Annotated in this window: 19 protein-coding genes and 1 pseudogene; 8 read left to right on the top strand and 12 right to left on the bottom strand. The window is 69.4% G+C overall.

Translation table 11 applies throughout. The features are described 5' to 3' along the window. Window positions 1-224 precede the first annotated feature (224 nt). The gene (locus ACWG52_RS04705; RefSeq protein ID WP_389811269.1) at window positions 225-1,493 is read right to left on the bottom strand and encodes a beta-propeller fold lactonase family protein; all 1,269 of its coding nucleotides are present in this window, start codon (window positions 1,491-1,493) and stop codon (window positions 225-227) included. A gap of 277 nt (window positions 1,494-1,770) precedes the next feature. Here ACWG52_RS04705 and ACWG52_RS04710 point away from each other — a divergent pair. After that, window positions 1,771-2,174 (top strand): annotated as a pseudogene (locus tag ACWG52_RS04710) (IS481 family transposase); the annotation flags it as partial. Window positions 2,175-2,411: 237 nt separating this feature from the next. Here ACWG52_RS04710 and ACWG52_RS04715 read toward each other — a convergent pair. Then, on the bottom strand, window positions 2,412-2,591 hold the full coding sequence (locus ACWG52_RS04715) for a pirin (protein WP_390140826.1): 180 nt from the start codon (window positions 2,589-2,591) through the stop codon (window positions 2,412-2,414). A gap of 268 nt (window positions 2,592-2,859) precedes the next feature. Continuing rightward, entirely contained in the window at window positions 2,860-3,492 is a 633-nt protein-coding gene (locus tag ACWG52_RS04720) for a hypothetical protein (RefSeq protein WP_389811266.1), read from the bottom strand. 315 nt (window positions 3,493-3,807) lie between these two features. Here ACWG52_RS04720 and ACWG52_RS04725 point away from each other — a divergent pair, with 315 nt between their 5' ends. From ACWG52_RS04725 to ACWG52_RS04740, 4 genes are all read left to right on the top strand, one after another. Next, window positions 3,808-4,008: a hypothetical protein gene (locus ACWG52_RS04725; RefSeq protein WP_030648435.1), complete on the top strand. Its 201-nt coding sequence runs from the start codon at window positions 3,808-3,810 to the stop codon at window positions 4,006-4,008. A gap of 319 nt (window positions 4,009-4,327) precedes the next feature. Next, window positions 4,328-5,920: an oleate hydratase gene (locus ACWG52_RS04730; RefSeq protein WP_453127899.1), complete on the top strand. Its 1,593-nt coding sequence runs from the start codon at window positions 4,328-4,330 to the stop codon at window positions 5,918-5,920. A gap of 69 nt (window positions 5,921-5,989) precedes the next feature. Then, window positions 5,990-6,880, top strand: coding sequence for a universal stress protein (locus ACWG52_RS04735; protein ID WP_453127901.1), 891 nt, complete (start codon window positions 5,990-5,992; stop codon window positions 6,878-6,880). A 269-nt stretch (window positions 6,881-7,149) separates the two neighbouring features. Continuing rightward, entirely contained in the window at window positions 7,150-8,061 is a 912-nt protein-coding gene (locus tag ACWG52_RS04740) for a universal stress protein (protein ID WP_389811259.1), read from the top strand. A gap of 121 nt (window positions 8,062-8,182) precedes the next feature. Here the strand turns inward: ACWG52_RS04740 and ACWG52_RS04745 are convergent, their stop codons facing one another. The 3 genes from ACWG52_RS04745 to ACWG52_RS04755 form a co-directional block, all read right to left on the bottom strand. Further along, entirely contained in the window at window positions 8,183-8,458 is a 276-nt protein-coding gene (locus tag ACWG52_RS04745; protein WP_266607101.1) for a hypothetical protein, read from the bottom strand. Then, the gene (locus ACWG52_RS04750) at window positions 8,455-9,360 is read right to left on the bottom strand and encodes a universal stress protein (protein ID WP_390169218.1); all 906 of its coding nucleotides are present in this window, start codon (window positions 9,358-9,360) and stop codon (window positions 8,455-8,457) included. Before ACWG52_RS04750 ends, ACWG52_RS04745 begins: the two co-directional genes overlap by 4 nt. Before the next feature lie 176 nt (window positions 9,361-9,536). Then, complete coding sequence (locus ACWG52_RS04755; RefSeq protein WP_329096461.1) at window positions 9,537-10,088, bottom strand: EF-hand domain-containing protein; 552 nt, start codon at window positions 10,086-10,088, stop codon at window positions 9,537-9,539. 325 nt (window positions 10,089-10,413) lie between these two features. Here ACWG52_RS04755 and ACWG52_RS04760 point away from each other — a divergent pair, with 325 nt between their 5' ends. The 3 genes from ACWG52_RS04760 (at window position 10,414) to ACWG52_RS04770 (ending at window position 13,670) form a co-directional block, all read left to right on the top strand. Continuing rightward, window positions 10,414-12,270, top strand: a complete 1,857-nt coding sequence (locus tag ACWG52_RS04760; protein ID WP_453127905.1) for a ThiF family adenylyltransferase — start codon at window positions 10,414-10,416, stop codon at window positions 12,268-12,270. Window positions 12,271-12,393: 123 nt separating this feature from the next. Further along, window positions 12,394-12,669, top strand: coding sequence for an acyl carrier protein (locus tag ACWG52_RS04765; protein ID WP_329096465.1), 276 nt, complete (start codon window positions 12,394-12,396; stop codon window positions 12,667-12,669). Further along, complete coding sequence (locus ACWG52_RS04770; RefSeq protein WP_389811248.1) at window positions 12,666-13,670, top strand: 3-oxoacyl-ACP synthase III family protein; 1,005 nt, start codon at window positions 12,666-12,668, stop codon at window positions 13,668-13,670. Before ACWG52_RS04765 ends, ACWG52_RS04770 begins: the two co-directional genes overlap by 4 nt. A 74-nt stretch (window positions 13,671-13,744) precedes the next feature. Here the strand turns inward: ACWG52_RS04770 and pflA are convergent, their stop codons facing one another. The 6 genes from pflA to adhE all read right to left on the bottom strand — a co-directional run bounded on the left by pflA (window position 13,745) and on the right by adhE (window position 24,578). Further along, window positions 13,745-14,473 (bottom strand): pyruvate formate-lyase-activating protein, encoded by a 729-nt coding sequence (gene pflA, locus ACWG52_RS04775; protein WP_389811244.1) that lies wholly within the window; start codon window positions 14,471-14,473, stop codon window positions 13,745-13,747. Next, complete coding sequence (gene pflB / locus ACWG52_RS04780) at window positions 14,470-16,740, bottom strand: formate C-acetyltransferase (protein ID WP_453127907.1); 2,271 nt, start codon at window positions 16,738-16,740, stop codon at window positions 14,470-14,472. The genes pflA and pflB overlap by 4 nt, the downstream gene beginning before the upstream one ends. Before the next feature lie 277 nt (window positions 16,741-17,017). Then, the gene (gene ppdK / locus ACWG52_RS04785; RefSeq protein WP_390140816.1) at window positions 17,018-19,720 is read right to left on the bottom strand and encodes a pyruvate, phosphate dikinase; all 2,703 of its coding nucleotides are present in this window, start codon (window positions 19,718-19,720) and stop codon (window positions 17,018-17,020) included. 82 nt (window positions 19,721-19,802) lie between these two features. Then, the gene (locus ACWG52_RS04790) at window positions 19,803-20,675 is read right to left on the bottom strand and encodes a universal stress protein (protein ID WP_389811235.1); all 873 of its coding nucleotides are present in this window, start codon (window positions 20,673-20,675) and stop codon (window positions 19,803-19,805) included. Between the two features lie 346 nt (window positions 20,676-21,021). Next, window positions 21,022-21,732, bottom strand: coding sequence for a response regulator (locus tag ACWG52_RS04795; RefSeq protein WP_389811232.1), 711 nt, complete (start codon window positions 21,730-21,732; stop codon window positions 21,022-21,024). A gap of 188 nt (window positions 21,733-21,920) precedes the next feature. Continuing rightward, entirely contained in the window at window positions 21,921-24,578 is a 2,658-nt protein-coding gene (gene adhE / locus ACWG52_RS04800; RefSeq protein WP_389811229.1) for a bifunctional acetaldehyde-CoA/alcohol dehydrogenase, read from the bottom strand. Between the last annotated feature and the right edge of the window lie 123 nt (window positions 24,579-24,701).

A 24,701-nucleotide genomic window follows, 5' to 3' on the forward strand; every position in this document is an offset into this window, starting at 1 on the left:
CGGGTCCTGCGGGGTGGCGGCTGCTGCGGGCGCCGCGAAACCGGCACCCGTGAGGGCGAGCGATACAACGGCTCCGGCGACCCATCCGGTCCGGCGTGGCGGACCGCTCCGCCGCGTTGCTGCTGTGCTTTCAGACGGCATGCAGTTACTCCTGATCATCGTCCGCTGGAAGTGGCCCGGGGCCCGTGGGCAGTCGGCGGCTGCCTCGGGTCGTCGCGAGACCGTCATGGCGTGGCACAGACGGCATACGGGGTGAGGGTGACGTCGTCCCGCGTCCTGTTCTGCCCGTTCACCTCCCAGTCGTTGGTGCCGGGTACCGGCCTGCTGACGAGCTGATCGGGTGCGGGACCGGTGGATCCGAAGCCGCCGCCCGTCAGCACGCTGCCGGCCGGGCAGGACACCTTCGAGGTCCCCGGCACCGAGCCCAGGTCGATTCCGATGGGCGCGCCTTCGGGGCTGTCGACGGTCGCGGAGACGGAGTTGGTGGCGAGGTCGATGACGGACACCCCCTGCGTGCCGTTGGGGTGGCTGACGTACAGCCGGGCTCCGGTGGGGGAAACCGCCATTTCCGCGGGATCCCCGGTGGTGGGGATCGAAGTGACGACGCTGTTCGTGGCGGCATCGATGACCGCCACCCGGGCATTGTTCCGGTCGGCGACGTAGACGCGCTTTCCGTCCAGCGAGACCTTCACGCCGTCCAGCCCCTGGTTGACCGGAATCGGCACCACGACCGTGTTGGTGGTGGTGTCGATGACCGACACCTCGCCCGAGGTGTTCTCGGTGACGTAGACACGTGCGCCGCTCGGCGAGACGGCCACCTTTCGCGGTGCGCTCGGTCCGACGTCCACCGTCGTGATGAGCGTCATGGTGGCGGAGTCGATCACTGCCACCACACCTGCGCCCCGGTAGGCGACGTAGAGGCGTTTCCCGTCCGGGGACACCGCCAGCCCGTTCGGGAGCGTGTCCGTCCCCGTCTCGAGGGTGCCCACGACGGCATCGGTGGCGGTGTTGATCGCCACCACGCGGTTGGCCGGTCCGTTCCCCTCCACGGTGACATAGGCACGACTGTCGTCCGGCGAGATGGCCACGCTCTCCGGAGTGCCGTTCCCCGTGGGGATTTCGGCCACCACGGTATTGGTCAGGGCGTCGATCGCCGACACGGCGCCCGAGTCCCGCTCCGTCACGTAGACCTTCTTGCCGTTTCGGCCGGCGGCGACCTGCAGGGGCCCGCTGAACGCTCCGGTGTCGATGCTCGTCACGAGGGCGTTGGTGGCGGTGTCGAACACCTCGACCTTGTTCTGGCCCGTGTTGGCGACGTATGCGTACGTGCCGGGTGCGGCAGGAGCCGCCAGGGCGACGGACGGCGTCAGAACGGCTGCGGCTGCGGCTGCGGCAGCGAGTACCGTGCACGATGCTTTCCGAACGCCGTGCTTCGACACGTACCGCCGGACGCTCCCCACACGCGGATTCCCGCGGACGGCGAAGTGTTGCATGGATCCTCCTCGAACGGCCCGATCAGGGAGTGTCCCGTTCGAGCTGCGAGGAACGTTCTATATGTACTGTTATCTGATTAACAATCATGACATGTCGTCAGTACTCCAAGTATCGCAATCTGACCTACCTTCGGGTCAAGGTCAACAGCCGGGCCTCGGGGCTGTCCATCGACCTGTACAGGACTGACCGGACACGGCGCCGGACAAGGCGTCCGGCTCAGGTGTGTCGTCCGGGGATGTCGGTGACATGCGCGCTGAGTTCTCGAACGGGTGAGGGACCGCCGTCCGCTGGGCCGGCCGCTACCGACAACTGGGCGTCGCCGGAACGAGTGACCGGACCAGCCGCCGTCACCACCAGCCCCGCAGGACCGCGGCCGAGACCGAAAAGCGCGTCCTTCGGCTGCGGCGCGAACACCGCATCGGACCGCTACGGCCGGCCGACGCGGGATCGCCCCCTTCGATCGGCCACCGCATCCTCCAGCGGCACCGGCCTCGACCGGGCCACCGGCGAACCCGTCCGCCGCAACGAACGCGCCCGCCCGGGCGAACTGGTCCACACCGACATCAAGAAACTCGGACGGATCCCCGACGGCGGCGGTCACAAGGCCCTCGGCCGAACGGCCGGGCAGCCCGAACAAGGACCTCCGAAACGGCGCCGGATACGCCTACCGCCACACCGCCCCGCACCCTGCAGCCATGACCCAAGCTGACGAACTGTCACTGAAGTCGGCATCGGGTCAGCATTGGTCCTGGCAAAGCTGACCCCAGCTGGTCATACCTGGGAAACGTAGCGGGTCCGGAGAGGGCTTCTCGGAGCCCTCCGTCGCTTGCCCCGCCGCCGCGGCGATCTCCACGCGGGATGCGGCTCCTCCCCGGCCGACGTCGACCGGTCGGCCGACTCCAGCAGTAAATCTCAGGTCAGCGCACCCGTCCGCGTGCTTTCAGGGGCACCGGCGGGAGTTGCGGGGCGGGGATCGGGGGGCCGTCGTAGCCCTTCACCTCGCCGTAGCGGGTGCCATTCGTCCAAGCTTCGCGGAACTCCTCGATGTCCGCCTGGCTGCGCCCGATCCCGCCACTGCCGCCGAGGCCACGTCGCACGTCGTCGAGAACAGGTTGGCGACCAGTTGGCCGACAACAGGCGCGACCGCCGGGAGACAACGGATGCACCCGTGAGTTACACGGCAGTCCAAGCGGAGCGGCCAAACAGACAGTCGGCCGAGACGAGGCTCCTGGCAACACCGGCGGTACCGAGTGGCTCAGTGCCGCCGGGCAGACCGAGGACCGCCAGGACCGTTCGACCCTGATCGTTTGCAGCTGGCCCAGGGCCGCCACCGTCGCGGCGGCCCCGGACCGTCCTCCGGCGTCGTCAAACGAGCCAGCGCTTGCCGCGGACAAGGGGCAGGCTCTGCCAGAGGCTGCCCAGACCCCAGGTGCGTCCGGCTCCGATCGCCGCGAGGGTCACCAGGACCGCCGCGTACAGGACGTGATAGTCCACCAACGGATTCGTGGACATGCTGAGGCTGCCGTCCGATAGGTGCCTGGCAGGGGGCCACTCGGCGGCCCACATGAGCGCCATCATCGTGGTGCCCGCAGCAGCCGCGACGCGGAGGGCGACGCCGCTGGCCAAGGCGATACCGATGCCGAGCAGTCCCAGCATGAAGGTCCAGTCGGCCCAGGCCGCCCCGGCCCAGGAGTGGAACGTCGCCTCCAGCGGCCCGGCAGAGACGTGGCTCAGGAAGCCCTTGGTCGGAGACCCGCCATCGATCCATCCCCTGCCCGCCGGGGTCGCGTATCCCCAGCCGAACGTCTTGTCGCCGAAAGCCCAGAGGAACGTGAACGCGGTCAGCAGCCGGGTCGCTGCCGCGACGCGCGCGACGGTCAGAGGCGTGGTGAGTTCATCAGCCGCGGTACCGGGCGCTGTGGCCGAGGTGGCCTTGCGCCACCCGGCGAAGCGCATTCCCGGCTGACGGTGCTGGCGCTGGTGCTGGTGGAGAGCCATGTCGTAGGAACCTTTCCTCATGGGCAGGCCCTGTGCGTGCCCCCATGGCCAATGTCCCCGCACGGAGGGCGCGGGCCATGAGGGCGAACGGCCTACGCCGCGCCGCCAATGGTCCCTCAGAGCCGCGCGGTTCACCGTCGATGTCGGAAGCGGGGGCAGAGTGCCGGGGCCGGAAGGTTCGCTCTCGCCGCTGTGAGGGCCCTGTTGGCCGAGAGAGGGCCGACAGGCCCCTGTGAGCCCGCTGCACCCTTCGGAACAGTGAGGTCTGCACGGGGCAAGGAGTCTCGTGGACGACGGACAAGGGAGGTGAGTGCCATGGCCGGTCTCCTTGCCATCGGCGCCATCACATCGATCGGTCTCGGCGCCATTCTCACGTTCGCTGTGGACTGGCAATGGGCCACCGCCGACCGGCCGCTCGTCGGACTGATCATGATGGCCGTCGGCTTCATCGCTCTCGCTGCCGCCACGAGCCTGGACCGTCAGGGCAGCGGCACCGGAAGGTCGACAGGCCTGTGATCGTCCCCGCCCTGGGCCGAAGGGCCCTCGGGAGCCAGCCGGACAGCCTCTTGGCCGGGCGCTGGTCGGCAACAGGCGAGGAAGGAGGCATTGGCCAGGGAGAGCTGGCCGGAGCTGCCCCGGTGAGGGACCGGCTGCCGACACGCGACTCATCGCAAGGCGGGGCACGTGTACGTCCCCCGGATACGAGATCTCCAGCTGCACCGGAGGGACCAACGGACCTGGCGACCAGGCCCCTCGGCTCCTGTGGGGCGTGCTGGCAGGGGAGTTGGCTGGACGGAGTGGCGGGGAGGCACCTCGCCCTTCGAAGGGCATGGCCATGACGAACGAAACCCAGAACTCCCACGCCTATCTGGTCGGCGGAGGCATCGCCTCGCTGGCCGCGGCGGTCTTCCTCGTACGGGACGCGGGGATGCCCGGCGAGAACATCCGCATCCTCGAGGAACTGCCGCAGACCGGCGGCGCACTCGACGGCAGTGGCGCACCGGACACCGGCTACGTCGCCCGGGGTGGCCGGATGCTGGAGGACGAAGCCTACGTCTGCCTGTGGAACCTCCTGGCGGCGATCCCCACGCTCGGCAACGACAACGTGTCCGTCCTGCAGGAGACCGAGGAGTTCAACGCCCGCTGGCTCACCCACGCCAACGCCCGGCTCATCGACGTCTCCGGCCGAATCCTCGACGCCTCAGAGCTGGGCTTCACCACTGCCGACCGGGTGGAGATGGCCCGCCTGCTCGCCTTGCCCGAGTCCGTCATCGGCGCGCGCCGGATCGAGGACTTCTTCTCCGAGCACTTCTTCACCACCAACTTCTGGGCGATGTGGCGCACCACCTTCGCCTTCCAGAACTGGCACAGCGCCATCGAGCTCAAGCGCTACTTCCTGCGCTTCCTCCAGGAACTCCCCCGTATCCACACCCTCGCCGGAGTACGACGCACGCGGCTGAACCAGTACGACTCGATCGTTCTGCCGGTACAGGCGTGGCTGGGACGGCAGGGAGTCCGCATCGAGCACGGAATCCGAGTCACCGACGTGGAGTTCGCCGTCGGCGAGGCCGGCGAGCGCCGGGCCGAGCGCATCCTCTTCGAGCGGGACGGCACAGCGGGATCGTACGGAATCGGGCCGCAGGACTACGCGTTCATCACCATCGGCTCCATGACCGCGGACGCCCGCTACGGAGGCGACGACACCGTCCCCGAGCTGATCCGCGACAAGCGCGACGGGGCCTGGAACCTGTGGGAGACCCTGGCCCGCAAGGCTCCGGACTTCGGTCGGCCCGGGGCCTTCAACGGCAACGTCGACGAGGCCAAGTGGGAGTCGTTCACCTTGACGATGCGCAGTCCGGCGCTGCTCAAGCGGATCGAGGAGTTCTCCGGCAATGCCCCCGGCACCGGGGCGCTGATGACGTTCAAGGACTCGCGCTGGCTGATGTCGGTGGTCGTGCCCCACCAGCCGCACTTCGCCGGCCAGCCCGAGGACGTCTTCACCCTTTGGGGGTACGGGCTGTTCGTGGACGAACCGGGCGAGTTGACCGGCAAGAAGATGTCGGAGGCCACGGGACAGGAGATCCTCGTCGAACTGCTCGGGCACCTCGGCTTCGACGACATCGCCGACGAGGTGTGCGCCACCACTGCCGTCACGACGGTGATGATGCCTTACATCACCAGCCAGTTCGAGCGCCGTGACGTCCACGACCGGCCGCTGGTGGTCCCCTCCGGGTCGACAAACTTCGCCTTCCTCGGGCAGTTCACCGAGATCCCCGAAGACGTCGTCTTCACCGTCGAGTACTCCGTCCGCGGGGCGATGCGCGCGGTGTACGAACTGCTGGGCGTCGACAAGGAGGTTCCGGCCGTCTACCACGCGCTGTCCGACCCGTTGACGGCGCTGCGGGCCCTCAAGGCCGTCTTCGCCTGAGCTGTGGCTCGCCTCTCCCAACAGCACGGCTCGCCGTTTCAGACCGGAGGTCCTTCCGTGTTCCACCCCGTGCCAACCTCTCCACCCGATCTCGGGGTCCGCCGGTCCCGGGCGATCACCGTCGGGCTCGACGGATCTCGCGAGAGCCTGGCCTCCGTCGCCTGGGCCGCGGACGAAGCGCGCCGACGCGGTCTCGCCCTTCGCCTCGTGCACGTGTGGGGCCTGGAACCGGACGTCCATTCACCGCTCATCGGGTCTCGCACCAGGCAGGAGCCGTACGACGTGGACCCGCGCTCCACGGCCGAGCGGATACGGCGCACGCATCCGGGCCTGGACGTGGTCGCGCAGGAGCTGTGCGGCGAGCCGGCCACCGTTCTGTGCGGGGCCGCCGAGGAGTCCGAGCTGTTGGTGCTCGGTTCCCGCGGTCTGGGCGGGGTCGCCGGGTTCGTGTCCGGTTCGGTGGCCCTGTCCGTGGTCGCCCGTACCCGGCATCCTGTCGTCCTGGTTCCGGGCCGCGCTCCGATCCCGAACGGCGGCATCGTCCTCGGCCTGGACCTCTCGCACCCGTGCGACGAAGTTCTGGACCACGCCTTCTCCCGGGCCCACCGGCTCGGTGTACCCCTGCGAGTCGTACACAGCCCGCATACCCAGCGGGGGCTCGTCAGCGATGCGGCACTGACCGCTTCGGCCATGGCGCCCGGAGCTGCGGACGCGAGGACCGCACGAGACCTGACGCAGGTGATCGAGCAGTGGCGGCATGCGTACCCCGGCCTGCGCGTCACAGGGGAGATCCGCCCCGGCCACCCCGCGCGAAGGTTGGTGGAGGCTTCCCACACGGCCGGCCTCCTCGTCATGGGCCGCCGCAACCGCCAATCCCGGCTCGGTCCCCACACCGGAGGTGTGACCCGTGCGGTCCTGCACCACTGCCGGACGCCGGTGGCCGTCATCCCCCACGACTGACCATTCACAGCGCTCCGCATCGCCGTTGCCCGCGTTCCCTCTGTGAGGGACGCGGGCCGCTTCGCGTACCAGGTGCTCAGTGACTGGTGTGGGCACCGCGCACGTCCGTGTCCGGCACAGCCACTGTCCGGCCGGGCGACGAGGGACGTTCGGCCCGTTCCCCGGGTCTCCTGGACCATCGCTCCCCCACGGTACGGAAGGGAAGGGTGGGACACACACCGCCGACGACGGACGACGGTACTCGCCCCATAGGCTCCGGAGGAAACACCATGTCACGTACGGTCATTGCGGGAATCGACGGATCCCCTGCATCTCTTGCCGCCGCCGAGTGGGCCGCCCGGGAAGCCCGGCGGCGCCGGGTCCCCCTCAAGCTGTTGCACGCCATGGAGGAGTGGATCCCGTCCTACGGATACGCGTCGCAGACCGAGGCCACCCCGTCACCCCAGTACTGGGGTGAGCGCATCCCCCGGGAGGTCGCGCTGCAGTTGACCGAGCGGCACCCCGGCCTGGAGATCACCACGGAGCAGGTGGACGGGCGGCCGCTGACCGTCCTGGTCGCTGCCGCGCAGGAGGCCGAGGTACTGGTACTCGGCTCGCGCGGACTGGGGGCGATGACAGGATTCCTCGTCGGATCCGTCTCCCAGGCCGTGCTCGCCCAGGCCAAGCGCCCGGTCGTGGTCGTGCGGCCGGGCGCCTGGCTGGACGCCGACTGCCTGCCCGGATCTGATGGTGACGCACCACGGAAGGACAAGGACCGGCCTGTCGTGCTCGGGCTGGACCTCTCCTACCCGTCTACCGAGCTCCTCGACCACGCCTTCGACGCGGCGGCCGTACGCCGGGCCCCACTGCGTGTGATCCACCGCTGGAGCATGCCGCCCGCCTTCGCGTTCGACCCGGCGCTGCTCGCGCCCGAGGTACGGGACGGCATGGCGACCTCCATGGCGACTGCGCTCGCCGATGAACTGCTGCCCTGGCGCGACAAGTACCCCGAGGTCCGTGTCGAAGTGGACTGCTCGGTGGGGCAACCCGCCAACCAGCTCGTCGAAGCCTCGGCAGACGCCTCACTGGTCGTCGTCGGCCGGCGGATACGCCGCTCCGCCATCGGCACCCATCTCGGCCCGGTCGTCCACGCTGTCCTCCATCACGCCACAGCCCCGGTCGCGGTCGTACCCCACGCTTGAAGCGATCACGTGTGCCGGGTTGCCCTGACCGTCCGCGGCTGACCACAGACCTGGGAGCAACCCATGCGCGCCGAGCCCGGCCGGGTGATGTCCACCGGCCGGGCTCAGCGTCTGCCTGGCGCTACTGCGTTCCGCCTGTGTCTCGTTCTTCACGGCGGACGTCTTCCTCGCCCCACCGTTCCGCCTCTGAGGGGCACTGGCCGGTAGTGGCACTTCGGCTCTCGGTGGCAGGGGGCAGATCTTGTTGAGGGGCTGTGGTGAGGACGAGGCGAAGCCCCAGCCCGCGCTTCTCGGCCTCGGCTGCCGCCCGAGCCAGGCTCGCGTACCAGTTTTCCGCCGGGTCGATGCGGACGAGAATCTCGCCGGCTTCGGTGGTGGCCATCTCGGTGGTCGTCATGACGCCTCGCTCCTGGGCTCGTCGGCGTGCCGCGGGATCAGTTCGACGGGGCAGTACGCATGGTGCAGCAGGCTGTGCGTCACGCGCCCCAGGGTGCGCCCGAGGTAGCCGGGCGAGCGGCGCCCACCCATGACCAGCAGATCGGCGTGGCGGGAGGCCTCCACCAGCACCCCGGCGACGGACACACTCCTCTCCGCGTCCGCCTGGACCGTCAGCGAGGGGCACTCGGCCCGGATCTGCTCGGCTACGACCTTCAAGCTCTGCCCATGGTGGCCGGCGACCCCGTTCTGGCCATCGGCTGCTCCCGCCGCGGATACGACGGACTGCAGGACGCCCTGTACGTACAGCAGCCGCAGCGAGGCCTTGCGCAGCTCGGCTTCACGCGCGGCGTGACGGACGCAATCGAGATCGCGCTCGTCGCGCACGGCGGCCAGCACGACACCGTTCGCGGCCTCGTGCTCGTTCCCCCGCACGACGATCACGGGGGTACGAGCGTCCGCAGCGACCTTGAGGCCGACCGAGCCCAGGGTCAAGGAGCTGAATCCGCCCGGTCCCCGGTTGCCGACGACGAGGGTCCCGCGGTCGCTCGCGGCCCGGCGCAGGCTCATCGCAGGCCCGCTACGGCTGAACTCCGTCGTGACCGAGAGCGCGGGATGCCGGGCCTGCACGGCCTCGGCCGTAACGTCCAGCAGTTCACGCCCTGCGACACGGACCCGTTCCATGTCGTCGTCCGAAAGCTCGAGGACCCGGCCGTCGACGTCGGACCCGTACACGATGTGCAGGGGGCGACGGCGCCGCGCAGCCTCGTCCGAAGCCCAGAGCGCCGCCCACCGGGCAGGCTCGGACCCATCGACACCGACGATGACCGATCCGAGGTCCGGACTTCTGCTGTTGTTCTCCATAGCTCCTCCTCGCCGACCGCTATTGGGGGCAGCTCCACGCTGACACCCCAGCGCCGGACAGAAGAGGGGCCCTAGGTACCTCGTCGGGGCCGAAGGTCCCCGCCCAGGTTTCTCGGTCAGCCCATTTGGAGGCAGTCTCGGTTGTTCAGGATCGAGGGTGGAGGTGCGAGGGCCGGTCAGAACGGTCCGTAGAGCCAGTTGCCCGGGGCGTTCGGGTCGTCGCTGGTGAAGAACTCCACGACGGCGGCGTCAATTTGGGCCGGATCCAGTGTCCCGTCCCCGTCACGATCCAGGCGCTGGAACGCCTCCTTCATCTGCTGCGCGGGCACCCCGCCGATCGCCCGACTGAGCAGCAGGTACTCGTCCAGCCCGATCAGTCCGTCATCGTCCACGTCAGTGAGAGCGAGCCAAGCCGAAGCCCCCGCATGCAGGGTCTCCAGCAGGGTGACAGGACTGGCGGCGACCGAGCGTCGGATCCCCCGCTCGAAGGCCTCGGGGTCGAGGCGGCCGCCCCCGAGGTCGACGTGTGCCAGGTGGTCTTCCCACAGCCGGTGCAGGACGTCACGGAGCGTGTGGATTCGGTCCGGCCGGCCCGGGAACACCTCGGCCATCCGGTCGGCGACAGCGGTCAGGTCATCCGCCCCGAGAAGGCCGTCTCGATCGGCGTCGAGCAGCGCGAACATGTAGTGCATCTTGCGGGTCAGTACCGGGGTGGCGGTGTCGGGCATGAGAGCTCCTCCGGGTAGCGGTGCACGTCAATGCGGTCGCGGCCCATCCTTGGCGGGACCGATCGCCAGAAGCTCCGGCGGTCACCCGTCCGGACGTGGAGAACAGGCGTCCAGAAGCCACCCGTTCGATGACGACTCGGCCGCGCCGCGACCTGGGCCCGCCCGGCGCCAACTTCGGGCCGTTACCGACCGTCACGGCGATGGAGGCGCAACCGATCAACGGCGCACTCGTTGTGATCTCGGGTGCGCAGGGCGTGCGCCCCCAGAGCACAGTTGAGCATCTAGCGCTAGCCGAAGTGGGTTACCGGTTGTGAAGAGCATTCCCATGACTACAGGCGTTCCGTGGCACGTATCTGCGTTCCGGGTCGAAACCGGCGAGTCGGGCGAAGCGGAGCTGGTCGGGCGGATCCGCGAGCTGAGGGCGAGGATCCTGTTCGACCGTGGCCGCCGGCCCGCCTTCCAAACTCCGGACGGCGGCTACGCCGACGATCAGGATCTGGACTTCGGCGCCTGGCACTTCGTCGGGAGGCGCGAGGCGGGAGGGCCACCGTTGGGATACGTGCGGCTTTCGACGCCGGAGACGGGCGGCCTCTTTCAGACCCGGGCTCATTTGGGTGCCGAGCGCTATGACAATGTGCTCCGGGAGCACGGCCTCGGCGTTGCGGAAACGTTTGAGCACAGCCGTCTGGTAGTGGAGCACCAAGCGCGCAAGCTGGGTCTGGGGATCTACTTGAACGCCTTCGCCATGGGAGCCGCGCGTTTCCTGGGAGCCAAGGCGATGATCGGTACCTCGGGCACCGCAGATGGCCAGGACCGTTTCCACGAGCGATTCGGCTTCCGTCCGGTCCCAGGAACGCGCCGCTACGTCGGGCACTACACCGAAGACGTGGTGATCATGCTGTACCGCCCCGGGTTCTCGGCAGGCGAGTTCACCGGGCTCGTCGAGCAGTTGGAGGAAGCGTTTCCCTCCTCGGTCGTCCCGGCACAACATGCCGGGCTGGGCGTTGCATCGCAGGTCGGGCACACGCCGCAGGACCAGTTGCGCCTACCCTCCACCCCCCTCATGGCAGCAGCCGAGAGCAGTCACGGACATGCCGGCGCGAGCTGGCAGCCTGTGCTCTTCACCCTGGATCGCGAGCAGGACCGGATCGGCCTGCAAAGCCTGATCGATTCGGGGCAGGTCCGCGAGGTGATGGACACGATCACGGATCAGCTGACAGAGCTGGTCACCAGCCGTGAGCCGCGTCTGCGTTCCTCGCCGGACGCGGCGGAGCGGGCCGTGGCGGAACAGCTGGCCGGCACCAGTCCGCAGGAGTACGGGACCTGGGTCTGGTACCCGTGGTCGGGACGCCTGGTGCACCTGTTGCCCCGCGAGGAGTTCCGCCTCGTGCGCACCGACCGCAACCGCGGACGGATCGACCGCGCGCAGCAGCGCAGGCTGCTGGGACGCCGCGTGGGCGTCATCGGTCTTTCCGTCGGGAGCAGCGCCGCCCTGACCTTCGCGATGGAGGGCATCGGCGGATCGTTCAAGCTGGCCGACTTCGACTCCCTCAGCGTCTCGAACCTCAACCGGTTGCGTGCGGGTGTCCACCATCTTGGTCTGAACAAGTGCGTGCTCGCAGCCCGGCAGATGTTGGAGATCGACCCCTGGCTGGACATCGAGCTCTACCAGGGTGGTCTGACCGATGCCACCATGGAGGAGTTCTTCACCGGCGGCGCGGGCCCCATCGACCTTCTCGTCGAAGAGTGTGATACCCCCTACGTGAAGATCGCCGCCCGCGAGCACGCCCGGGCGCTGGGCATCCCGGTCGTCATGGACGCAAACGATCGGGGCTTGCTGGACGTGGAACGGTTCGACCTCGAACCCGACCGGCCCCTGCTGCACGGCCTTCTCGGCGAGACGACCTCCAGCGACCTGAGGGACCTCACCCACGAGGAAATGGTCGATGTCATCCTCACCATGGTCGACCGGGAGCGCATCAGCCCGGAGCTGACAGCTTCCGTCTCCCAGATCGGCATCACCCTCAGCAGCTGGCCGCAACTCGCCTCGGGAGTCGCCCTGGGCGGCGCCCTCACCGCCGACGCCGCGCGCCGCATCCTGCTGGGCCAGCCCCGCCCGTCGGGTCGCTTCTACACCGACCTGGAGATCCTCACCGCGGGCGAGCGAAGCACCGTCGCATGACACGCGCCCCGAGGATCACTGCGGGCGCGCACGCCGAGCGATGACACCCTGCCGGCACACGCTGCCGCGCCAGGTGCCCGACCGGCGCAACCATCGATAGTCCTTTCCTCGCAGTCCACCGAAATGGAATCCAAGATGCCTACAGCTGCTGACGTTCTGTACCGGGTCACGGCCATTATTGCCGCCGTCGCCGATTGCCCGGTCGATGAAATCTCCTCGGAATCCCGACTTGTCGAAGATCTCGACCTCGACTCGCTTCAGGTAGTGGAGATCGCAGTCCGAGCCGAGGAGGAATTCGGCAAGCCCATCGACGACTCGCTGCTGGCCGAGCAGGGTGTGACCGTGTCCCACTGTGCGCACGTGGTACAGGAGGCGCACGCCAAGGAGGTCCGGACGTGAGCGCCCAGGCGCCGTCCATCGCGTTCGGAATCCAGGGGCTGGGTGTGCACATCCCGGAGCGCCGAGTCAGCAATGCGGACATCGCCGACCAGTACGGGGTGGACCCGGAGTGGATCGAGCGCATGACCGGTGTCCGGCAGCGGCAGTATGCGGAACCCGGCCAGGCCACGTCCGACCTCGCAGTCTCCGCTGCCGAACACGCCCTCGCCGATGCTCACCTGTCACCCCGGGACATCGATGTCATCCTGGTAGCAACGAGCACACCGGATCAGCTCGCGGTCGCCACAGCCTGTCGGGTACAGCACCGTCTCGGTGCGGACCGGGCCTGGGCCACCGATGTCGGCGGAGCATGCGCGGGGTTCCTCTACGCCTTGAAGACGGCGCGCGACATCCTCGCCGCATCCCACCCCGATGGACGCGCGCTGGTCGTCGGAGCGGAGACGTTCTCCAAGTTCCAGAATCCCGCCGACCGGTCCACGGGCGTACTGTTCGCAGACGGTGCCGGAGCAGTGGTGGTAGGCCCTTCAGGCCCAGGAAGGGGGATCCTGTGCAGCACACAGGGGACTGATGGTGCACTGGCCGACATCGTGGGGATCCGTGCCGGGGGCAGCGCACGGCCGGCAACCGGACACACCGTGGCTGAAGGCGGGCACTACCTTCACATGAACGGGAAGAAGGTCGCAGCCTACTTCCACGATGTCTTCCCGAGGATCGTCGAAGAACTCGTCCAACTGTCCGGTCTGCCCCTGAACAAGATCGACCTCGTCGTTCCGCATCAGGCAAATCCCCGTATGCTGCGTGCCCTGAGTCTTGAACTGGGCATCTCCGCCTCACAACTCGTCGTCACCGCTGATACGTTCGGCAACACGGGCGCGGCCTCGATCCCCATGGCACTCCACGTGGCACGGGAGCAAGGCCGCCTCCACCCGGAGAGCACCGTTCTGCATGCCGCTGTCGGCGCCGGAATGAGCTGGGCCGGAACCGTACAACGCTGGTTGTGACGCGTCCCAAGCCGGATCAGGAGCCCGCGCGCGGACAGGCCGACGCTGTCTCATGTGACGCGCATTCGGCTGGTTCACCGTGCCCGCAAGCCGTGCGCCCGGAACTGGTCGCGAACGCGCTCGACCAGTGCGGCGTCCGGAACCGGATTGTCGCGGAGCGGGAAGGGTATGCCGAGCGAGTCGTACTTGTGGGTTCCGAGTTTGTGGAAAGGCAGGACGTCGACGCGGTCGACGTTGTCCAGTTCCGCGAGGACGCGGCCCAGCCCATCGATGGCAGCCGGATCGTCGGTCCAGCCGGGGACCAGGACGTAGCGGATCCAGGTCGGGACGCCGAGACGGTTCAGCCGGGTGGCGAAGTTGAGGGTGGGTGCAAGGTGGCCGCCGGTCAGGCGCCGGTAGACGCCGGCGTCGAAGGACTTGATGTCGAGCAGGACCAGGTCGGTATCGGCCAGGAGCGCGTCGTCGGCGCGAGTGCCGAGGGCACCGGAGGTGTCCAGTGCGGTGTGCAGGCCGAGCTCCTTGCAGCGCCGGAACACCTCGGCGGTGAAGGCGGACTGGAGCAGAGGCTCCCCTCCGGTCAGCGTCACGCCTCCACCGGCCAAGGTGGTGAACTGCCGGTACCGCTCAATGCGCCCCACCACTTCGTCCACGGTGACCGGCTGCCCGTCGCGCATGTGCCAGGTGTCGGGGTTGGCGCAGTACAGGCAGCGCAGCTGACAGCCGCTGAGGAAGAGAACGAACCGGGTGCCGGGCCCGTCCACGCCGGTGGACAGGTCCCAGGAGTGGATGCGGCCCGTGGTCATCGCGCACCGTGGAAGGTGCGGTTGATGACGTCGAGTTGCTGTTCGCGCGTGAGGCGGACGAAGTTGACGGCGTAGCCGGAGACGCGGATGGTCAGGTCGGGGTAGTTGTCCGGGTGTTCCATGGCGTCCTCGAGGGTGGCTCGGTCGAGGACGTTGACGTTCATGTGGAAACCGCCTGCGGCGGTGTAGGCGTCGAGGATTCCGACGAGGTGTTCCGCACGTTCGGCCGGATCGTGCCCCAGGCCCTCCGGTGTGATGGTGGACGTCAGGGAGATGCCGTCGCGGGCCTGGTCATACGGGATCTTCGCGACCGACAGCGCCGATGCCGCCATCCCGTGTCGGTCACGTCCGTTCATCGGGTTTGCGCCCGGGGCGAAAGGCGTACCCGCACGGCGGCCGTCGGGGGTGTTGCCGGTGTGCTTGCCGTAGACGACGTTGGAGGTGATGGTGAGCACCGACTGTGTGTGCTCGGCCCCCCGGTAGGCCGGGTGGCGGCGCACCTTGGCCATGAAGGAGCGGACCAGGTCGACCGCGATGCGGTCGGCGCGGTCGTCGTCGTTGCCGTAGGTCGGGTAGTCGCCCGCGACGTGGTAGTCGACGGCGAGCCCGGTGGCATCCCGAATGACTCTGACACGGGCGTGCTTGATGGCCGAGAGGCTGTCGGCCGCCACGGACAGACCAGCGATGCCACAGGCCATCGTCCGATGCACCGGGTGGTCGTGCAGGGCCATCTCGATGCGCTCGTAGGCGTACTTGTCGTGCATGTAGTGGATCACGTTGAGCGCGTTGACGTAGGTCGCGGCGAGCCAGTCCAGCGTGCGGTCGTACGCGTCGGCCACATCGGCGTAGTCGAGCTGCTCGCCGGTCAGCGGGGCCGTCGCCGGGGCGACCTGATCGCCGTTCATCTCATCGCGGCCGCCGTTGATGGCGTACAGCAGCGCCTTGGCCAGATTCACACGGGCACCGAAGAATTGCATCTGCTTGCCCACCGCCATCGCGGAGACGCAGCAGGCGATCGCGGTGTCGTCGCCGGTGCGGGGGCGAAGGAGGTCGTCGGACTCGTACTGGATGGAGCTGGTGTCGATGGATGTCTGGGCGCAGAACTGCTTGAAGCCCGCCGGCAGCCGGGGGGACCACAGCACGGTCAGGTTGGGCTCGGGGGCGGGGCCGAGGTTGTACAGGGTCTGGAGAAGGCGGAAGGACGTGCGGGTGACCAGGGAGCGGCCGTCCTCTCCGATGCCGCCGATCGACTCGGTGACCCAGGTGGGATCGCCGGAGAACAGCGCGTCGTACTCCGGTGTGCGCAGGAACCGCACGATCCGCAGCTTGATCACGAAGTCGTCGATGAGTTCCTGGGCGCGGCTCTCGTCGATTGTCCCTTCGTCGAGGTCACGCTGAAGGTAGACGTCCAGGAAGGTGGAGGTGCGGCCCAGGGACATCGCCGCGCCGTTCTGCTCCTTCACGGCGGCGAGGAAGCCGAAGTAGAGCCATTGGATGGCCTCGTGCGTGGTGGCTGCGGGACGGGACACGTCGCAGCCGTAGGAGACGGCCATCCGTTCCAGCTCGCCCAGTGCCCTGATCTGCTCGGCCAGTTCCTCGCGGTCGCGGATCACGTCGGCCGTGGACGGTGTCTCGTCCAGCCGGGTCCGCTCGGCTCGCTTGGCCTCGATCAGCCGGGCGGTTCCGTACAGGGCGACGCGGCGGTAGTCGCCGATGATGCGGCCTCGCCCGTAGGCGTCCGGCAGGCCGGTGATGATGCCGGCCCTGCGGGCGCCCAGCATTTCGGGGGTGTAGGCGTCGAAGACACCGTCGTTGTGGGTCTTGCGGTACGTGCCGAAGACCTTGGTGACGAACGGATCCGGTTCGAAGCCGTACGCGCGCAGCGCGTTGTCCACCATCCGCAGCCCGCCGTTGGGCATGATCGCCCGCTTCAGCGGCGCATCGGTCTGCAATCCGACGATCAGTTCCAGGTCGCGGTCGATGTAGCCGGGCGCGTGGGAGGTGATGGTGGACGGCATGGCGGTGTCCACGTCGAGCACACCCTTGCGGCGCTCCTCCGGGAAGAGCGCGGTGACGGTCTTCCACACGGTGCGGGTGCGCTCCGTGGGACCGGCGAGGAATGCGGCATCGCCCTCGTAGGGCGTGTAGTTGGCCTGGATGAAGGAACGGACGTCGATGTGTCGCTGCCACTCCTCGCCGGTGAAACCACGCCACGACCGGGTGACGAGGGGGCCGGGGTCGGCAGAGTGCTGGACGGTCACGGTCATGTCGTCATCTCCTGGGCCGGGGCGGAGGCGAGGTGGGCGATCGCCCTTTCTCACTGCTGATGGTTCCCGTCGGCTGTGTCGCCGGCCAGGGTCGAAGAGGCAAGGCGGAGCCCGCTGACCGGCCCCGGTGAGCGGGGCGGAGAGGGCCTGTGGTCCCGTCGGGGCGAGGGACCATGGGCCCTCCCGCAGAGCGTCACGAGCCCTACCCGGCAGCCGCGGCGGGTACGGGTGCATGACGACGCGGCTCTCCGCGCCCCCGGGCAGCACGGTGCGGGGGCTATGCGCTCGCGTCGGTGCCGTTCGCTTCCAGGGCTGCCCGGCCGGCCTCAAGGCGGGCGACCGGGACACGGAAGGGCGAGCAGGAGACGTAGTCCAGGCCGGCCCCGTGGAAGAAGTGGACCGAAGCGGGGTCTCCTCCATGCTCCCCGCACACGCCGATCTTCAGGTCCGGGCGAGCTGCCCGGCCCTCCTCGACCGCGATCTGCACCAGCCGGCCGACGCCTTCACGGTCGATCGTCTCGAACGGGGAGACGGGGAAGACGCCCTTGTCGAGGTACGCGGAGAAGAACGCGGCTTCGACGTCGTCGCGGGAGAATCCCCAGGTGGTCTGTGTCAGGTCGTTCGTGCCGAAGGAGAAGAACGCCGCCTCCTTCGCGATCCGGCCGGCGGTGAGAGCCGCCCTGGGCAGTTCGATCATGGTTCCGACCGGGCAGGTGACGTCGATGCCGGTCTCTTGCGAAACCTCTGCCAGGACCCGGTCCACTTCCTCCCGTACGAGGTGGAGCTCCTCGACCGCGTCCACCAGCGGAACCATGATCTCCGCCCGAGGGTCGCCGCCCGCACGCCTGCGCGCGACGACGGCCTCCGCGAGGGCCCGTACCTGCATGGCCACCAGCCCCGGCACCACCAGCCCCAGGCGCACGCCGCGCAGGCCGAGCATCGGGTTCTCCTCGTGCATGCGCGTGACGGCCGCCAGGAGTTCGCTGTCGTGCGGATCGGCCGGTGTGCCGAGCGCTTCGCCGCGTGCGAGACGGACGGCGAGTTCCGTGCGGTCCGGCAGGAACTCGTGAAGTGGCGGGTCGAGCAGCCGGACGGTGACCGGCAGGCCGTCCATCGCTTCGAGGATGCCGATGAAGTCGTGCCTCTGGAGCGGCAGCAGCGCCGCGAGTGCCGCCTCTCGTTCGGTGTCGCCGTGCGCGAGGATCATCGCCTCGACCAGGGGGCGCCGGTCGCCGAGGAACATGTGCTCGGTACGGCACAGGCCGATCCCCTGGGCACCGAAGCGACGGGCGCGGGCCGCGTCCTCGGGGGTGTCCGCGTTCGCCCTGACCTCCAGGCCCCGCACGGCGTCCGCCTGCCGCATGAGCCGGTGCACATCACGCACCGGCTGCCGGGCCGTGCCGTCGGCCGGCAGCACGCCGCCCTCCTCGAAGTACCGCATGACGTCGGAGTCGACCAGGGGTACGGAGCCGAGGCGCACCACGCCTTCCGACCCGTCGACGGAGACGACCGTGCCTTCGGGGACCGTCACGCCACCGGCGCTGAAGCGCCGCTCCCGGGTGTCCACGACGATGTCCTCCGCGCCGCACACGCACACCTTGCCCATGCCGCGCGCGACGACCGCGGCGTGGCTGGTCTTCCCGCCCCGGCTGGTGAGCACCGCCTGGGCGGCGACCATGCCCGGCAGGTCGTCGGGCGTCGTCTCCTGACGTACGAGAACGACCTTCTCGCCGGCGGCCGCCCTGCGGACCGCTTCCGCGGAGTCGAACACGACGGCGCCCACGGCCGCTCCCGGTGAGGCGGGCACGCCCCGCGCGATGACCTCGCTCGAGTCCGTGGTGGCGAAGCGGGGGAACATCAGCCGTGCGAGCGCCTCGCCGCCGACCCGGCCCAGCGCTTCCCGCTCGCTGATCAGTCCTTCGTCGGCTAGCTGCGAGGCGATGGCGAAGGCGGCCTGGGCCGTGCGCTTGCCGATGCGGGTCTGGAGCATCCACAGTGTGCCGCGCTCGATGGTGAACTCGATGTCGCACAGATCGCGGTAGTGGGCCTCCAGCCGGTCCATGTAGCCGCGCAGCCGCGCGAACGACGCGGGGTCGAGACCGGCCAAGTCCTGGAGGGGCGCGGTGTTGCGGATGCCGGCGACGACGTCTTCCCCCTGGGCGTTGGGCAGGTAGTCGCCGTAGACGCCCTGTCGGCCGGTCGCCGGATCCCGGGTGAAGGCGACGCCGCTGCCTGAGTCCGCACCGAGATTGCCGAAGACCATGGTCTGGATGGTGACCGCGGTACCCAGATCGTCCGGAATGTGCTCGCGCCGGCGGTACAGGCGTGCGCGGTCGCCGTTCCAAGAGGTGAAGACGGCGAGTACCGCCCGCCGGAGTTGCTCGGCCGGATCCTGCGGGAATTCCTCCCCGGTCCGCTCGTGGATCAGGTCCTTGAAGGTCTCGACGATCCGGATGAGGTCGCAGGTGTCCAACTGCGTGTCGTCGCCCCGGCTGTGTTGCTGCTTGACGGCGGCGAGCGCCGCCTCGAAGTGGGAGCCGTCGACGCCCATGACCGTACTGCCGAACATCTGCACGAGGCGCCGGTAGGAGTCCCAGGCGAAGCGTTCGCGCTCGGGGGTCTTGGCCAGGCCCAGGACCGAGAGATCGTTCAGCCCGATGTCGAGGATGGTCTCCATCATGCCCGGCATCGAGAACCTCGCCCCCGAGCGGACGGAGAGCAGGAGCGGGTCGTCCACCTGGCCGAGCCGCTTCCCGGCGGCTCGTTCCAGCGCCGCGAGATGCTCGCCGATCTGCCGGTCGAGGCCGTCCGGAGCCTGCCCCGTGGCGAGGAAGATCCGGCAGGCTTCGGTGGTGACGGTGAAGCCGGGCGGCACGGGCAGGCCCATGCGCGCCATCTCCGCGAGGTTCGCTCCCTTGCCTCCCAGGAGACCGGCCATGTCCCGGCCGCCCTCGGAGAAGTCGTACACATAGGTGGTCATGGCTGCTCGCCTGTCTCTTCGGTGGATGTCGGGTCCCGGGAAGCGGGGCGGCATGCCGCACGGTAGCGGCCGGTTCGGTCGGTCAGTCGTGCGGCACGACCGTGACGGGAGCCAGGGAGTGGTGGATGACGGCGTGGGTGACGGCCCCGATGTGCGTGCCGATCCGCGCACGCCGGTTCCGGCGACCCACCACGACCAGCCGGGCCCCTCGCGAGGCTTCCGCGAGGTCCTGCGCCGGCCGGCCCTGGCGGCATTCACGGACGACGGAAACACCGGGGTACTTCTCCGTCCACGGGGCCAGCGCCTCGTCGAGCGCCCGGCGCGCGTCCTGCGCGACTTCCGCCCACATCAGTTGCAGGGCGGCGCCCATGTCGGCTCCGTAGAGCGACGGAACGGCCCAGGTGTGCAGTACCCGCAGACCGCAGCCGTACCGGTCGGCCGCCGCGAAGCCGAAGGCGAGCACCTCGTCGCCGGGTGCGGACACGTCCAGGCCGACCACGACCTCTCCGGCCGGTCCGTCCTCCCCGGCCGCCGGGCGGTTGTGCGGGCGGACCAGGACGACCGGGCGCCGGGTGCGGGCGAGCACGGCCAGCGAGACGGATCCGGCGAGGAAGCCGGCCAGCCCGCCCAGGCCACGGGAGCCGAGCACCAACAGCTCCGCCTCGTCCGCGGCGGCACACAGCTCCTCCACCGGGTCACCGCAGACCCATTGCGTCTCGGTCCGCAGACCCGGGTGGCGTCGGCGCAGTCGCCTCCCCGCCGTACCGAGCGCCCGCTCACCCCACCCCTGAGCGGTCGCAGGCGCCACCAGGCGGGTACGCGGATCGTCGTCCTTGCTCCAGACCTGGAGAATCCGGAGCGGCGCCGCGCGGCGCACTGCCTCCCCGGCAGCCCAGTCCACGGCGGCGAGGCTCTCACGGGATCCGTCGAAGCCGACGGTGACGGTGCGGGACATGAACGGCTCCTCGGGAGAACGGGGAAGGGCCTTGCATCTCCACAGTGACCTGCCCACGACCCACCCGCCGAGGGGCCACAGGTCCCTGCTGCGGGTCCTGTAGGCCCCACACGACCGCACACCGCCGGGCGGTCGGTCGCCCATGCAGTTCTGGCACCACGCCCACTGCCCCGTAGCTGTCGTGTCGCACGCCTGACGGCCCCGCCCCGCTTCGGGGACGGCCCCGGCCGGCCTCTCCGGCAGACATGCGGAAGCGGCCCGGCCCGACGTCCGAGAAGGACGCCGGGCCGGGCCGCTCAGCCGTTTCGCGGGCGCGTGAACCTGCGCTCAGATCCCGGCACAACCGTCACACCTTGCCGAGCCGCCCGTTCTGGTCTCCCTGGGCGGCCAGAGCCTGCGTGGCGATGACGGCGGCCTGCACTCGCCGTTCGACGCCCAGTTTGGCGAGCAGCCGGGAGATGTTGTTCTTGACCGTCTTCTCCGCCAGGTAGAGCCGCTGACCGATCTCACGATTGGTCAGCCCTTCCCCGACGAGAGCGAGGATCTCACGCTCGCGCTCCGTCAGGCCGGGCAGACCCTGGGGAAGCTCCTCCTGTGGAGGTCCGCCGCGCAGCCGGGCCATCACCCGCGCCGTAGCGCCGGGGTCCAGCATGGACTGGCCGGAGGCGACCGTCCGCACGGCGTTCACCAGGTCGGTTCCGGTGATCTGCTTGAGCACGTATCCGGAAGCACCGGCCATGATCGCGTCGAGCAGCGCCTCCTCGTCGTCGAACGACGTCAGCATCAGGCAGGCGAGGTCGGGCATGCGGGAGCGCAGCTCCCGGCAGACACTCACGCCGTCCCCGTCCGGCAGGCGCACATCCAGGACGGCGACCTGCGGGCGCAGCGCGGGCACACGGACGAGCGCCTGCTCGACCGTGCCCGCCTCCCCCACCACGGTCAGGTCCGGCTCGGCGTCCAGCAGATCGTGCACACCGCGGCGCACGACCTCGTGATCGTCGAGGAGGAAGACCCTGACCGGTTCCTTCCCGGTGAGGCCGCCGCTGCTGTCCGTCATCGCACACTCCGAGTCCGCCGAATCGTCCGCCCGCCGGCGGATCCACTGCATCGTGCCGTGCGAGTGGGACCTTCAGCCAGGGCCGGATGGCCCTCATACGCGGCCGCGCCCCAGATGGCTGCCCTGGACCCCGGGTCCCACACGGCCTCGGCGGCCCGCCCGCAGAGGGGCCGCCGCCCTACGCGCGGTCAGAAGGAGGGAAGGGGCCGCGGCCCGGCATAGTAGGCCGCGCGCATGATGTCCTCCATGTCGTCCAGCATCGGCATGCGCGGGTTGGCCGGGGCGCACTGGTCCTCATAGGCGTTCAGCGCCTGCTGCGGCAGCGCGCCGATGAAGGCGGCCTCGTCAAGTCCCAGGGCGCGGAAGGACGGTTCGATGCCCACGGCGTCCCGTAGGCGTTCCACCGCGGCGGCGTACGAGGCCACGCCCTCGGCGGGGGTGGATGCGGGGAGCCCGAGGGCGCGGGCGATGTCCTGGAACCTCTCGGGCGCGCGGTAGCTCTCGTACTTGGGCCATCCCGTCAGCTTGCCGGGAACGGTGCCGTTGTAGCGGATCACGTGCGGCAGGAGGATCGCGTTGGTCCGCCCGTGGGCGATGTGGAAGGTGGCGCCCAGGGTGTGGGACATCGCGTGGACGATGCCGAGGAAGGCGTTGCCGAAGGCCATGCCGGCGATGGTGCCCGCGTTGTGCATCTTCTCCCGTGCCACGCTCCGTTGTGCCGCCTCGCCGGTGACCGCCGCCTCGAGGTGGTCGAAGACCAGCCTGATGGCGTGCAGCGCCAGACCGTCGGTGAAGTCGTTGGCATAGACGGAGACGTACGCCTCGGTGGCATGGGTGAGGGCGTCGAAGCCGCTGTCGGCGGCGAGCGACGCCGGCAGGTCGTTGGTCAGGACGGGATCGATGATCGCGACGCTGGGGGTCAGGGCGTAGTCGGCCAGCGGGTACTTCTTGCCGGTCGCAGGGTCGGAGATCACGGCGAAGGGGGTGACCTCGGCGCCGGTTCCCGAGGTGGTGGGAACGCAGACGAGACGGGCCTGCTTGCCGAGCACGGGGAATCGGAAGGCGCGCTTGCGGATGTCGGAGAACTTCTGCCGCATGTCGGCGAAGTCGACGTCCGGCTGTTCGTACAGCAGCCACATCACTTTCGCCGCGTCCATGGGGGATCCGCCGCCCAGGGCGATGATGGTGTCCGGCCGGAAGTCGCGCATGAGAGCGGCGCCACGCTGTACGGAGTCGATGCTCGGCTCCGGCTCGACGTCGTCGATGACCTGGATGGTCACGGGTTGCTGCCGCTGTTGCAGGACACGGCTGACGCGCTCCACGTAACCGAGCCGGGTCATGGTCGCGTCGGTGACCACGGTGACGCGGTGGACGTCGGGCATTGCCGCGAGGTAGCGGATGGCCTGGGGCTCGAAGTAGATCTTCGGCGGCACCTTGAACCACTGCATGTTGTTCTGCCGGGTGGTGACGCGCTTGATGTTGAGCAACTGGGCGGCCGAGACGTTGTCCGAGACCGAAGTACTGCCCCAGGAACCGCAGCCCAGGGTCAGGGACGGAACCAGACGGTTGTAGATGCCGCCGATCGCTCCCTGCGAGGACGGCGAGTTGACGATGATCCGTACGGTCTTCATGCGACGGCCGTAGCGCTCGGCGAGGGCCGGGTCCCCGGTGTGGATCACTGCGCTGTGTCCTTGCCCGTGGAAGTCGACCATGTCTGCCGCGAGGTCGAAGCCCTCCTCGGTGGACCCGGCCCGCAGCACGCTGAGGACGGGGCAGAGCTTCTCCCGCGTCAGCGGCTCGTCGGGCCCGACGTGGCTCGCCTCGGCCAGGATGAGCGAGGTGTCCGCGGGTACGGTGAACCCGGCCTGCTCGGCGATCCGGTCGGGGCTCTGTCCGACGGCTGCCGGGTTGACGCGGCCCTGCCGGCCGGCCGGGTCGGGCGGAAAGAGGTAGGTCTCCAGCTTCCGCTTCTCCTCGGCCGTGGCGACGTACGCGTGAAGGCGCCGGAATTCGGCGAGCGCCTCGTCGTACACGTCGGTGTCCAGGATGACCGCCTGCTCCGACGCGCAGATCATGCCGTTGTCGAAGGACTTGGAAAGGACGAGGTCGTGGACCGCCCGGCGCAGGTCGGCGCTGTGGTGCACGTAGGCGGGCACGTTGCCGGCGCCGACGCCGACGGCGGGCTTGCCGGCCGAGTAGGCGGCCTTGACCATGGCGTTGCCGCCGGTCGCCAGGATCATCGCGACGCCTGGGTGTCGCATGAGGAGGCTCGTGGCCTCGATGGAGGGAGCCTCGATCCACTGCACGCAGTGCTCGGGCGCTCCGGCGGCGACGGCGGCGTCCCGCACGATGCGTGCGGCTTCGGTGCTGCATGCCTGCGCGGAGGGGTGGAAGGCGAATACGACGGGGTTGCGTGTCTTCAGCGCCAGCAACGCCTTGAAGATGGTGGTGGAGGTCGGGTTGGTGACGGGCGTGACCGCGCAGAGCACACCTACGGGTTCGGCGATCTCGATGATGCCCTCGATGTCGTCACGGCCGATGACGCCGACCGTCCTCGCCCGGGACATGCTGTGGGTGACGTGCTCGCAGGCGAACATGTTCTTCGCCGCCTTGTCCTCGAAGACACCCCGCCCGGTCTCCTCCACCGCCGAGCGGGCCAGGGCGGTGTGCTGATCCAGGGCGGCCACCGAGGCCTTGGCGACGATGTGGTCGACCTGCTCCTGCGTGAAGGACTCGAAGTCGGCGAGCGCCTTGGAGGCGTTGTCGACCAGGAGGTTCACGGCGATGAGCGTGTCCGACGGGGTGCCGTCGGTGGTGGTGCGGGGGTCGCTGGTCGCCTGTGTCATGGAAAGCTCCCTGGGTATGGGTGGCGCTGTGGCCACACGTGGCCGGCCACCGGGGTGGCCACCCGTTCCGTCCTGTCACCTACAGCCTTGCCCGGGACGCGTCCTCGGCGGAGGTCCCGAAGG

The organism is Streptomyces sp. CLCI03, from assembly GCF_053615355.1.